Origin of the sequence: Blautia sp. aa_0143 (assembly GCF_004167315.1) — a bacterium.
In the GTDB taxonomy this organism is placed as follows: Bacteria; Bacillota; Clostridia; order Lachnospirales; family Lachnospiraceae; genus Blautia_A; species Blautia_A fusiformis.
This window is the reverse complement of the sequence record NZ_RCXU01000018.1, coordinates 1-13,220: the sequence shown is the minus strand read 5'-3', so window position 1 is coordinate 13,220 and position 13,220 is coordinate 1. Positions and strand designations below refer to the sequence as shown.

Below are 13,220 nucleotides of genomic sequence, written 5' to 3'. Positions count from 1 at the left end.
TTGACAGAAGGCAGACCTTGTGGCATAGTATTAAAAGACAGAAAAGCTGTGAAGGTGTTTATAGAGGATCATTTTCTCACAGAGAAGGGAAGTCACCGGCTGTAAGCTTCCCCGGGTTCAGATGGTTCTTGAATTTCCCACCGGAGCTTCCTCTCTGAAGTAACAGTAGGAGATGACGTAAGCTGCGCGTTAAGCAGACAAGAGGTGCCCGTGATCTTTTCATGGGAAACTGGGTGGTACCGCGGATATTCCGTCCCTTTTATAAGGGACGGTTTTTTTATTGCCCATATCTGGATCTTCGGGGTGGGCGGCGGATCATTTGATCATTTTAATTAAAGGAGAAATAGACCATGGATATGAAAGAAAGACTTCAGGAACTGGCTGAAAATGCCAGAAAACGGATCGAGGAATCCGAGGGCCTGGATAAGCTGAATGATGTGCGTGTTGTATATCTTGGAAAAAAAGGTGAGCTTACTGCAATCTTAAAAGGTATGAAGGATGTTGCTCCGGAAGAACGTCCGAAGGTTGGACAGCTTGTCAATGAGACAAGAGCTAAGATCGAAGAACTTCTGGAAGCCTCCAAAAAGGATTTCGAGGAGAAGGTCCGTGAGGAAAAAATGAAGGCAGAAGTGATCGATGTAACACTTCCTGCAAAGAAAGCGAAGATCGGTCATCGCCATCCGAATACTATCGCACTGGAAGAAGTTGAGCGTATTTTCATCGGAATGGGCTATGAGGTTGTGGAAGGTCCGGAGGTTGAGTATGCGGACTACAACTTTACAAAGCTGAATATTCCGGAGGATCATCCGGCAAGAGATGAGCAGGATACATTCTTTATCAATGATTCCATTCTGCTCCGTTCCCAGACATCACCGGTGCAGGCACGTGAGATGGAAAAAGGCAAGCTTCCGATCCGTATGATCGCACCTGGCCGTGTATTCCGTTCTGACGAGGTAGATGCAACACATTCACCTTCCTTCCATCAGATCGAGGGCCTTGTTATTGATAAGAATGTTACGTTTGCAGATCTTAAGGGAACCCTTCAGGAGTTTGCAAAAGAGCTGTTCGGACCGGAGACAAAGACCAAATTCCGTCCGCATCATTTCCCGTTCACAGAGCCGAGCGCTGAAGTTGATGTTTCCTGCTTCAAATGCGGCGGAAAAGGCTGCCGTTTCTGTAAAGGTTCCGGCTGGATCGAAATCCTTGGCTGTGGTATGGTTCATCCGAATGTTCTCCGTATGTGCGGGATCGATCCGGATGAGTATACAGGATTTGCCTTTGGTGTAGGTCTGGAGCGTATCGCACTTCTGAAATATGAGATCGATGATATGCGTCTTCTCTATGAGAACGACAGCAGATTCCTGAAACAGTTCTAAAACAGTGAACACGGATCATGAGTATCCGTCTGACAGTAAATATAGAAAAAAGAAGGGACAACCAAAATGAATACTTCATTATCTTGGATTAAAACATATGTGCCGGATCTGGATGTAACGGCACAGGAATATACAGATGCCATGACCTTAACAGGCACAAAGGTAGAGGGCTTTACAGAGCTGGATGCAGATCTCGATAAGATCGTGATCGGCCAGATCGATAAGATCGAGAAACATCCGGATGCAGATAAGCTGATCATCTGCCAGGTAAATATCGGAACTGAGAGTGTGCAGATCGTAACAGGCGCTCCAAATGTAAAAGAAGGAGATAAGGTTCCGGTTGTTCTTGATGGCGGACGTGTTGCAGGCGGCCATGATGGAAAAATGACTCCCGGAGGGATCAAGATCAAAAAAGGCAAACTCCGTGGCGTTGAGTCCTTTGGTATGATGTGCTCTATCGAGGAACTTGGAAGCACCAGAGAAATGTATCCGGAAGCACCGGAATACGGAATCTATATTTTTCCTGAGGACGCAGTTGTGGGTGAGAGCGCTGTTAAGGCACTTGGCCTTGACGATGTGGTATTTGAGTATGAGATCACTTCCAACCGTGTAGACTGCTACGGTGTTCTTGGAATCGCAAGAGAGGCAGCAGCAACCTTCCAGAAGAAATTCTGCCCGCCGATTGTAGAGGTTAAGGAAAATGATGAGAAAGCTTCCGATTATGTAAAGGTTACTGTAGAGGATCCGGAGCTTTGCCCGCGTTACTGTGCAAGAGTTGTAAAAAATGTCAAGATTGGTCCGTCCCCGAAGTGGATGCAGAGATGTCTGGCTTCCAATGGAATCCGCCCGATCAACAACCTGGTTGATATCACAAACTATGTAATGGAAGAGTTTGGACAGCCAATGCATGCATATGATCTGGATACTATCGCAAATCAGGAGATCGTTGTACGCCGTGCAGGAAAAGATGAGAAATTCGTCACACTGGATGGCCAGGAGCGTATCATGGATGAGAACGTTCTGATGATCTGTGACGGTGAGAAGGCTGTCGGCATCGCGGGTATCATGGGTGGAGAGAATTCCATGATCACAGACGATGTAAAAACGGTTCTTTTTGAGGCGGCGTGCTTCGATGGAACCAGCATCCGTCTTTCTTCCAAGAGGATCGGACTTCGTACAGATGCATCCGGTAAATTTGAGAAGGGTCTTGATCCGAACAATGCACAGGCTGCAATTGACCGTGCATGCCAGCTGATGGAAGAGCTTGGTGCAGGTGAGGTTGTAGGCGGAATGGTTGATGTCTGCAGCGAGACAAGAGAGCCATCCAGAGTAAAATTTGAGCCTGAGAAGATCAACAAGCTTCTTGGAACCAGCCTTACAAAAGAAGAGATGATCGATTATCTTGGACGTGTAGAACTGGCTTATGATGAAAAAACAGACGAGATCGTTGCACCGACATTCCGTCAGGATATCCACTGTAATGCAGATGTTGCAGAGGAGGTTGCAAGATTCTATGGCTATGATAAGATCCCGATGACACTTCCTACAGGAGAGGCTACTACAGGTAAGCTGCCATTTAAGCTTCGTATCCAGGAGGTTGCAAGAGATATCGCAGAATACTGCGGATTCTCAGAGGGAATGTCCTATTCTTTCGAAAGCCCGAAGGTATTTGACAAGCTTTGTATTCCTGAGGACAGTGATCTTCGTAAAGTCATCACCATCAGCAATCCTCTTGGAGAGGACTACAGTATCATGCGTACAAGCACACTGAACGGTATGCTGGCATCCCTTTCCACAAACTATAACAGACGTAATAAAGATGTTCGTCTTTACGAGCTTGGAAATATCTATCTTCCGAAGTCCCTTCCGGTTACAGAGCTTCCGGATGAGCGTACCATGTTTACACTTGGAATGTACGGAAAAGGCGATTTCTTTGATATGAAGGGTGTATGCGAGGAGTTCTTCGAGAAGATCGGAATGAAGAAAAAGGTTACCTACGATCCAAACAGCGGAAAACCATTCCTTCATCCGGGAAGACAGGCTAACATGATCTATGAGGGTAAGGTAGTTGGATATTTAGGTGAAGTTCATCCGGCTGTTGCAGATAATTACTCTATCGGAGAAAAAGCATATATCGCAGTGATCGACATTCTGGATGTTCTGGAATTTGCTGGTTTCAACCACAAATATACAGGAATTGCCAAATATCCGGCTGTAACTCGTGACCTGAGCCTTGTAGTTCCCCATGCAGTTCTTGCAGGACAGATCGAGGAGATTTTTGATCAGAGAGGCGGAAATATTCTTGAGAGTTATCAGCTGTTCGATATCTACGAGGGCGCACAGATTGAGAAAGGTTTCAAATCCATGGCTTATTCTCTGGTATTCCGTGCCCATGACAAGACTCTTGGTGAAAACGAGATCTCCGCAGCAATGAAAAAGATCATGAATGGTCTTAACGGACTTGGAATCGAGCTGAGAAGCTGATGCTGATCTACATTGTAAGACATGGCCTGACTGAGTGGAATAAATTAAAAAAGCTTCAGGGTGCAGCGGATGTACCTCTTGCGAAGGAAGGGATCCTTCTTGCAGAAAAAACCGGAGAAGCTCTCCGTAATGTGAAGTTTGATATCTGTTTTACAAGTCCGCTCTCAAGGGCAAAACAGACAGCAGAATATGTTCTGGGGAAACGTGATGTTCCGATTATACCGGATAAACGGATCCAGGAGATCGATTTTGGTGTGTTGGAGGGTGATCAAGTAAGAGATGCAGATGGCAATTATATCGATCCGCAGATCGAGACTTTTTTCCGTGCTCCGGTAAATTTTAAACGACCGGAAAAGGGCGAGGATATTTTTGATGTGATCGCCAGGACAAAGGATTTCTGGGATGAAATAACATCAGATCCGACTCTTGCGGATAAAACAATTCTTGTTGCCTCTCATGGATGTGCAGTCCGTGCTCTTCTTCAGAATGTAGATCCTGATCCGGAGAATTTCTGGAGAGGCTCCGTGCCGCCAAACTGCTGTGTTAATCTTGTGGAAGTAAAGAATGGAAAGACAACGCTTCTGGAAGAAGATAGAGTTTATGCATAGAAAATAATGAGAAACGCAGAATAACTGTAATGGCTGTTCTGCGTTTCTTTTTTTGCTTGTTTTTATTGGTGGAATTTCACAGGTTATGATTGACTAATTGAGATAAAATGAGATAAAATATATAAAAGCGATGAATAATTCAGAAAAATAAAAGTTAAACTTTACTAATTATATAAAGATGCAGAATTGTGTTGGAATTATATGAAATCATTTAACCAAGTGCAGATTGCGAATATCCGCCTACGGATAGAGGATAATTACTGATAGTGATGTGATATATGGAATGGGGTGAGTATATGCAGTCATTAAATGAGACAAAAGCAGGGGAAAGCTACACGATCAAGTGGATGACCGGAATGCCGGAGACTATGGAACAGATCAGACAATATGATGTCAGTGAAGGAAAGACCGTACAGATCATAAGCAGGATACTTGGCGGAGTGATCGTAGGTGTTTGCGGACGCAGGATCCTGATCAGCGATGATGCAGCCTGCCGTATAAAAGTATAAATAAAAGTATAAAATAGAAAAAAGACGAAAGGACAATTCTTTTGGCGAAGGAATTGTCCTTTCTGGTTGTTTTAGGGAAGATGTTATGATAGTATGGGAACAAAAGAGTAACTTTTTTCAAAAATAAAGACAGGGGAGGCATATTATGGGAAAAAAGTTTATGAATACAGTGCTGTTTCTGGCAGTAACAGTGGCCGCGGCAACCCTGACTGCTTATGTTGGAAAAGGCTCCGGGAATGTGTTGCTTTATAATTTTACATTTCTGGGACTTATGCTGATCATATACGCAGTGGGGCTTTTTGCAGGTTTATATCGGATGGATAACCTGTCAAGAGCACTGAAGCATGGCGCTGGTGAGATCACAGAAGTGTTTCAGCTTCCGGGAAGAGCCAGAAAAGAAGAGATTGGGCAGCTGCGAGGGATTTTCGGTGACCGCTATCTCGACAAAAAGATGGATGATTTTGTTGACAGTATCAGCAGAACGGAAGAAGGGATCGCTGAAGTAGAGGATTTTGTGAATATTGAGGATGTAGATGTACATATCCACAAGAGACTCCTTGAGATGGCTCCGGACATTTTTACAAGCCTTGGTATCCTTGGAACATTTATCGGTCTTGTGTGGGGACTTAAGAACTTCCAGCCCACAGATTATGAAGTGATGACAAGCTCTGTATCCGCTCTTGTAGATGGTATCAAAGTTGCGTTTCTGACTTCCATTTATGGAGTTGCACTTTCTGTTGTGTACACATTTGGGATGAAAAGCGGATATTCTGCGATGTCCCAGGCGATGCAGGATTTTCTGGATCGTTTTCACGCACTGGTGCTTCCTACTGCGGAGAATGAGTCCTGGAATCTCCTTGTTTCCAGCCAGAAGACACAGACAGAAGCCATGAAACAGATGGCGGAACAGTTTTCTGTGCAGATGGCAGATAGCTTTGAGAAAGTGATCACACCTACTTTTCAGAAGATGAATGATTCTCTGGATGTTCTTACCGCATCTGTGACAAAAGGGCAGCAGGATGCGATCCGGGAGATCCTGGATACGTTTTTAAGCGAGATGCATGGTTCCTTTCAGATGCAGTTTGAAGATTTTAATGATGCTCTGGCAGAACTTAAGAAGGTGCAGAAGGAGAATACAGAATATACATCAGAATTGTACAAGACCATGAGCAGTCAGCTGAGTGAAACCTTTACGAAGCAGGAACGTGCCATGAAGGATGCCATTAAGGAAATCGATGAGATGCAGAGCAGTTATATGAAGACTGCAGATCGTATTATCCGGGATAATCAGATGATCCAGCAGCTACAGAAACAGGATTACGAAAAGTTTGCCCGGCATATGCATGAAAATGAAAAAGAATCCGCAGATCTCTGGAAAACCTGCAATGCATCTATGCGCCAGTATGTGGACAGTGCTGCAGAAGGGATGAAAGCAGTTGCGGATTCCAATAGGATCAGCGAGGAGCTTCTTCGTGAAGATAAGAAGATGATCGAAGATTTTGAAGCCAGAGTGAAAGAATTTACTGAGAGCCAGAAGATGGTCAATAGTGTTCTGGATGAGGTACGCAGGCTTCTTTCTGAGATCAAGACGGCAAAAAATAACCGTGATATCCATCTGATCGCCGGACAGCCCTGGGGTTATGGAAGCAATGCCGGTATCCAGGAACTTAAGGATAAGCTGACGGGTCTGGAGGATCTTCTGGAAGGACAGGGTGCAAGACAGGAAGCGCTGCTGGATGAGATCGAGCGCAGTATCCGTGAGGCAACGAAGGCAGCACAGAAAAGCCGTTTTGGTTTATTTAAATAAGAGAGGAATTGTCAATGCGCAAAAAAAGAAAGCCGGAGGAGCATGGGTTTAATGTCTGGCGTTCTTATTCGGATATGATGGCAGGAGTTTTGCTGCTTTTTGTTCTGATCATGTGTGTGACACTTTTTCAGGCACAGAAGAGCTATCAGGACAGTCTGAAGGAACGGGATGAAAAAATCACTCTTCAGGAAAAATATACAGAAGAGCTTCTGGAAAAACAGAATGCGCTGGATGAGCAGGCGGGGACATTAAAGAGCCAGGATGAGCAGATCAAGTCCAAGGACAAGCAGATCAAATCTCAGGATGAAGAATTGTCTTCTCTGGCGGAGAAGCTTGCCAAACAGCAGGAAACGCTTGAGGCGCAGCAGAAAAAGCTGGCCTCTCAGAAAAAGAAGCTTTCCAGCCAACAGGATACATTGAAAGAGCAGCAGTCTGCGCTGGATGAAAAAACAGAGCTTCTGGAAGAGCAACAGGAGAAGATTGACAAGATCATCGGCGTGAAAGCTGAGGTTGTGGAAGCTTTGCAGAAGGAATTTGAAAAAAAGAACCTCAATGTGGATATTGATCCACAGACAGGTGCGCTGACGCTGAATGCCAATGTTATGTTTGATTATGATCAGGCAGAGCTTACCGATTCCGGTAAGATGACATTGTCTATGGTGCTGCCGACATATTGTAAGGTATTGCTGGATGATTCCTATAAGAAATATCTTGGCGAGATCATTATTGATGGTTATACGGATACAGACGGAGATTACAGTTATAACCTGGAGCTGTCACAGAAGAGGTCTCTGGCGGTAGCGCAGTATCTTTTGGATATTAAGAGTGATTTTCTGAAGGATTCACAGGTTCAGGAACTGAAGGATTGTCTGACAGTGAATGGGCATTCCATGTCAGATCCGGTTCTGGATGCAGATGGAAATGTAGATAAGGATGCGTCCAGACGTGTAGAGGTAAAATTCCGTTTGAAGGATGAAGAGATGATCCAGGAACTGAATAAGATCATGCAGGGAGATTCTGCAGAGTCCGACAGTACTGCTCAGAAAAAAGAAAAGAATCAGAAAGAAAATCAGGATAATAAGCAGTAATAAAATATGGCTGTTTTATATTTTATTAGGGAGGATTGGGTATGAAAAGAAAACTGGCATTGATGCTGACAATGACGCTTCTGGCTGGCAGCCTGGATTCGGGAATGCTGGTCAGTGCAGCTGATTTTTCAGCAGAAGAGAGTGTGGAACAGGCAGTGGAAGAGGAACTGCAGCCAACTGAGGAAAACGGTGCTGAGGAATTGACGGATGCAGAGGAGGAGTTGCCATCCGATGAGACAAATGTTTCTGAGGCAGAACTGGTTGATGATCCCGGAGAAGACGGATCAGAAATGACAGAGTCCGGTGTGAATGAAGCGGATATTTCTACGGAACTGGAAACAGAACCGGAAACAGATCCGGAATTGGAAGAGGAACCGGAGCTGGAAGAGGAGCCGGAAAGTCTGGCAGAAGATCCTGGATCTGCGGAAGTGGAAGAAGCTCAGCTTGAGGATGGCAGTGAAGATGCATTATCTGGAGGTGCGGATAATGCAGGATTTGAATGGAACGGACTGCGCTGTGCTTCCAATGAAAAAGGTGAGGTTACGATCAAAGCGGTCATTAACGATGACCATTATGATAAGAATAACAATAAGATAAAAAGTGACAGATGCGCTTATGTGAATGGAAACATTCCATCTTCGATCAATGGCAAGCCGGTTGTACGGATCGATACCGGGGCATTTTCAGACTGTATTAATATGACAAGTCTGAATATTCCGGATTCTGTAAAAGAGATCGGACGAGGAGCTTTTTCCGGTTGTACATCCCTTTCTTCCATCCGCATTCCTGATAATGGGGTGGTGGTAGAAGCAGGTGCATTCGAGCGATGTACAAGTCTTACCCGTATCCATATCCCTGCATCGATGGTCACACATGGTTATGTGGGTGAGAGTCCGGCGTATCCGGGAATTTTTGCGGGAGATGCAGGTCTGACGACGGTCACTTTTGGGAAAGGGATCACAAAGATCGCCAAGGGATTATTTTTGCAGTGTCCTGGTGTGAGAAAGATCGTTGTTCCGGATACTGTAAAAAATATCGAGGCATATGCGTTTCGGAGTTGTTCTGCACTTACGGAAGTGATTCTTCCGGAAGGCCTGGAAAATATTTATAATGGAGCGTTTTCCTACAGTGAGAGGTTGACTTCCGTGAAGCTTCCATCTACGCTGAAATTTCTGGATGTAGGAGCTTTCGGAGATTGTACAGGTCTTACGACGATCAACATCCCACCAAAAATGAAGACCCATGATACCACAGCGGCGAACCGGCAGTGGCCAGGTCCCTTTTATGGCTGTAAAAATCTGAAAAATGTGACTTTGGACAACGGAATGGAGGAAGTTCCAAGAGGGATTTTTTATGCACCCTCCGGTGATATAGGGCTGGAGGAAATTGTGATTCCGGATAGTGTGAAATGGATCGGGTACAGTGCGTTTTTTGGCTGTAAAAATCTCAAAAAGGTGACTCTTTCCAAAAAGCTGGAGGGTATTGATTCAGAAGCTTTTCAGAACTGCAAAAATATGAAATTATCAGAACGCGACCTTCCGAAAACGCTGAAAACGATCCGTGATAATGTTTTTGCTAACTGTACAAGCCTGGAAAATGTTGTACTTCCAGATTCCCTGGAGTATCTTGGGATAAGTGTGTTCTATAACTGCCAGAGTCTGACAGAAGTAAATATTCCGGCTGGTGTGGAGACAAATGGAGCTACAGGAAATTACTATGATATGGGCGGCCCTTTTGCAGATTGCGTGAATCTGAAAAAGGTAACCTTTGGAAAAGGAATCAAGAAAATTGCACAGGGACTGTTTTACCGATGTACGGGAATCGAATCCATAGAGATTCCTTCAACGGTTACAGATGTTGATTATATTGCATTCGGAAGATGTATAAATCTGCAGAAAGTTGTGATCAACAGCGGACTTAAAGTTTTGTGGAAACAGGCGTTTTACAAGTGTGAGAAGCTGGAAAACCTTGCATTACCTTCCTCTGTGGAGAAAATCAATGAGTATGTTTTTGAGGATTGTAAATCACTGAAATGGGTTATGATTCCGCCAAGTGTAAAAACAATGGCGTGGTATAATGATATTACATATTTGAATGAAGATACGATTTTTGTTAATGTTTCATCCGACTTTGCAATAAAAGGTTCTACAGGTTCTTTTGCGGAAGCTTACGCAAAAAAATTCTCCATACCGTTCGTTTCAGTGGGAGTCACAGAGAAAACAACCTTTAAGATCACATTTGATAAAAATGCGAAGGATGCGAAGCTTGCGTCAAAAGATAAAACAAAAACTGTAAAAAATGGAAGTGTCTATGGTAAACTTCCGACTCCGACCAGGAAGAATTACTATTTTCTTGGCTGGTATACGACTCCTAAGGATGGGGGTAAGAAGGTTACCGCAAAAACAAAATTTAATCTGAAACGGAATCAGAAGCTGTATGCCCACTGGGCAAAAACAGATCTGAGGAAGGCAAAGATCACAGTGAAAAACTGTACTTGGAATGGAAAGCCACAGAAACCAAAGGTTACCGTGAAGTTTTACGGACAGACCTTAAAAGAAAAAACACACTATACGGTTTCTTATCCTTCCGGGAAAAATATTGAGCCGGGTAAAGTTACTGTCACGATTAAAGGTAAAGGGGTTTTTGCGAAATCTAAGAGCAAAAACGGAAGCTTTACCATTGCGAAGGCAAAGCAGACGATCAAGGCAGTGAATGAGATCTATGCAGCAACAGAGAATGGAAAAACAAAGAATTTAAGTGTTTCAGCGAAAGAGAATGCCAGGATCAGCCTGTCCAGTAATTTTTCCGGTATTGCTGTGGTGAAGGGGAAAAAGCAGGTTACACTGAAAAAACCGGGAGCTGCCACGATCACGGTCCATGCGGCTGAGACAAAGCATTATAAAGCTGCATCCGGAAAAATGAAGGTTATTTTCCAGGGGCGGCAGAATATCAGACTGGTTTCCAAAGCCTTGAAGAGTAGTGGCCTGAACCGCTATACGATATCCAGTGATAATTTTAATCAGCCGATCAGGATTTCTGTCCTTGGAGGAGCAAAATATTCCTGCGCAGTATCAAATTCCGGAAAAACAGCGGCATGGTATGAAAGCGGCAAAGGTCTGATGGTGAGAGGCCAGGGCAAAGTTGTTGTGACGGTTACTACGAAGACAAGTGCAGATCAGGTATACCTGGCTTCCAAGAGAGTATTTACGATCAATCTGACGGGAAAAGTCCAGAATAGTGATTGGGTATTTAAACAGGATAGTGATGGAAAAGTGATCCTGATGAAATATACCGGAAAGGCTGTGAATGTTACAGTTCCTACGACGATCACGATCGGAATGAAAATGGTTCGGGTAAAAGGACTTGGGGACAGTGTTTTTGAAGGACAGAAGATACAGAAGGTTGTAATCGCAGAAGAGGGTGTTCTTACTATTGGTAAAAAGGCGTTTAAGAATTGTACTGCACTGAAATCGGTTTCTCTTAACCGTAAGACCGTATCTATTGGTGCGGAGGCTTTTTCCGGCTGTAAATCGTTGACTTCTATTGATCTGCCGGATGGTCTGAAAGAGATTTCCGCAAGTCTGATGAAGGGGTGTAGCTCGCTTTCAGGTTCTGTCTATATTTCGAAAAATGCCAAGAAGATCGGTAGCAGTGCATTTGATGGCTGTGCTAAGATCCGTACGGTAATGGTGTATTCCAATGTGACCAGTGTTGAGGCAAATGCATTCAGAGGCTGCAATAATATTAATAAGGTTTATTATGCGGGGCCGAAATATAAATGGACTCAGATTAAAATCGCAGGTGGCAACGAGAAGCTGACAGCGAATGTGGTCTTTAATGCAGGTGGTGGTGTTGATTCCAGCGTGGATACGAAGCTTTCAACGGATGATCTTTTCAGAAAGTATCCGGAGTTTCTGAACAATGCCGGTTTTGATAAGGTTACAGGTGATCTTCAGGGTGAGATGTTTGATGCGTTAAGTGCGGATACCAGTGCTACTTCGGGCTTTGGCACTTCAACATATTGGGCTACGGTTAAATCCAATATGCTGAACGGATTTGCGGATTCGATGTGTAATCTGTTTAATAAGGCGTATGGGACGGATTTTTCAGATGATAAACTGAAACAGAGTCTGGCTATGGAGCTTATTGTGGAAACTGCGGAGAGTTCTATGCTGACATATGGTAACGATACTCTGGCAGAGGCTTATGATATCATTCATAATACAAAAGATCTTTCGGATCACTTCTTTGAAAATGGTGACACGAAATATCAGCTGGCTATGAAGCTGGAGGGTGTGACGCAGTATAGCAGAACTGAGCTTAATGATATGCTTGATTGGTTTTACAAGAAAAACGATAAAGGGGTTTCCAGGTGGGATACCATTGATAAAACTTTTAACAGTGCAGATGCTATTATGAGTGCAGGGGATTATCTGATGAATTTTCTGACGTTGGTTACGGTTGGACGGGATTGTCTTGACAGACTGAGTTATCGGCTGCAGGCGGATTCTTCTTTGAAGAGGGGAATCGATCTTTTGAAACAGTATTATGACCAGCCGCTTAAGACATTGATGGTGGATTATGCGTCAGACAGGTGTATGAAGAATGTGAAGAAGATGTTGACGAAGTCATTGACGAAGATTCTGGATACAGTATGGACTCATAAGGGATATACTGGTAGCTGTTATGTTGAGATTGCGGAGATGATCTTTAAAGTTACGGGTACAATGATCCCGGGGCCGACGATCGAGGGCTATAAGCAGGCGTGGGTTTCGGTGTCAAATATGATGACTTTGAGGAATTCTGCTATGCAGCTTCGGAATGAGATCATTCAGGCGAAGAATAATGGTGGAGCTTCGAATCAACAGATTGGGGATTATCAGCTGCTGATGAGGACTTATCTGACTTGCCTGAAGAAGTCCGGGGGATATGTGGCGTCAGTTGTGAGGAATCCGTATGTTATGCAGGGGCATTTGGCTCGTTATGATAGTGCGTTGAATTATGAAGCTTATATTTCGGGATGTAAGTCTAATGCAGTGTATGGGAAGTGATTGAGGTTTAACTGGATCAATTAAGTCCTTTGCGGGGCTGCGAAAAGCGATAAGCTGTGGAGCAGTTATTCGGTTATGAGCAAGTAGCGAAGTGGATTGTGAATATCCGCTTGACATTTGTTCTTTTTGCTCTGGTGTCTGGCAGTGTTGTATTTGCTGGGCACCGGGGCTTTTTTGTTGGAGGTATAGAGGGACGCCAGAGGAAGGAGGCATCGGTCCGGGCAGGGACTCCGTCGGGGGATACTACTAGGGCTCCGTGAGACGGCTAAAAGCATTGCGGCAGGGCCAGAACTCGCC

Annotated in this window: 7 protein-coding genes and 1 other annotated feature; all 7 genes read left to right on the top strand. The window is 44.3% G+C overall.

The genetic code is table 11. From position 1 onward, the window contains the following. The first annotated feature begins 39 nt into the window (after positions 1-39). Positions 40-261: a binding site (T-box leader), on the top strand. Between the two features lie 95 nt (positions 262-356). The 7 genes from pheS to EAI83_RS10305 all read left to right on the top strand — a co-directional run bounded on the left by pheS (position 357) and on the right by EAI83_RS10305 (position 12,923). Then, on the top strand, positions 357-1,376 hold the full coding sequence (gene pheS, locus EAI83_RS10335) for a phenylalanine--tRNA ligase subunit alpha (protein WP_129975361.1): 1,020 nt from the start codon (positions 357-359) through the stop codon (positions 1,374-1,376). A gap of 66 nt (positions 1,377-1,442) precedes the next feature. Next, on the top strand, positions 1,443-3,860 hold the full coding sequence (pheT, locus tag EAI83_RS10330; protein WP_015526758.1) for a phenylalanine--tRNA ligase subunit beta: 2,418 nt from the start codon (positions 1,443-1,445) through the stop codon (positions 3,858-3,860). After that, entirely contained in the window at positions 3,860-4,468 is a 609-nt protein-coding gene (locus EAI83_RS10325; protein ID WP_022427216.1) for a histidine phosphatase family protein, read from the top strand. The genes pheT and EAI83_RS10325 overlap by 1 nt, the downstream gene beginning before the upstream one ends. A 296-nt stretch (positions 4,469-4,764) precedes the next feature. Next, entirely contained in the window at positions 4,765-4,977 is a 213-nt protein-coding gene (locus EAI83_RS10320) for a ferrous iron transport protein A (protein ID WP_044962386.1), read from the top strand. Between the two features lie 145 nt (positions 4,978-5,122). After that, positions 5,123-6,784, top strand: coding sequence for a MotA/TolQ/ExbB proton channel family protein (locus tag EAI83_RS10315; RefSeq protein ID WP_015526755.1), 1,662 nt, complete (start codon positions 5,123-5,125; stop codon positions 6,782-6,784). A 14-nt stretch (positions 6,785-6,798) separates the two neighbouring features. Continuing rightward, positions 6,799-7,872: an OmpA family protein gene (locus tag EAI83_RS10310; protein WP_129975313.1), complete on the top strand. Its 1,074-nt coding sequence runs from the start codon at positions 6,799-6,801 to the stop codon at positions 7,870-7,872. Positions 7,873-7,913: 41 nt separating this feature from the next. Beyond that, complete coding sequence (locus tag EAI83_RS10305; RefSeq protein WP_129975311.1) at positions 7,914-12,923, top strand: leucine-rich repeat protein; 5,010 nt, start codon at positions 7,914-7,916, stop codon at positions 12,921-12,923. Positions 12,924-13,220 lie beyond the last annotated feature (297 nt).

Excerpts from the sequence above, each read along its gene's own strand:
- pheS (WP_129975361.1), top strand. The coding sequence starts at position 357 with ATGAAAGAAAGACTTCAGGAACTGGCTGAAAATGCCAGAAAACGGATC.
- pheT (WP_015526758.1), top strand. The coding sequence starts at position 1,443 with ATGAATACTTCATTATCTTGGATTAAAACATATGTGCCGGATCTGGAT.
- EAI83_RS10325 (WP_022427216.1), top strand. The coding sequence starts at position 3,860 with ATGCTGATCTACATTGTAAGACATGGCCTGACTGAGTGGAATAAATTA.
- EAI83_RS10320 (WP_044962386.1), top strand. The coding sequence starts at position 4,765 with ATGCAGTCATTAAATGAGACAAAAGCAGGGGAAAGCTACACGATCAAG.
- EAI83_RS10315 (WP_015526755.1), top strand. The coding sequence starts at position 5,123 with ATGGGAAAAAAGTTTATGAATACAGTGCTGTTTCTGGCAGTAACAGTG.
- EAI83_RS10310 (WP_129975313.1), top strand. The coding sequence starts at position 6,799 with ATGCGCAAAAAAAGAAAGCCGGAGGAGCATGGGTTTAATGTCTGGCGT.
- EAI83_RS10305 (WP_129975311.1), top strand. The coding sequence starts at position 7,914 with ATGAAAAGAAAACTGGCATTGATGCTGACAATGACGCTTCTGGCTGGC.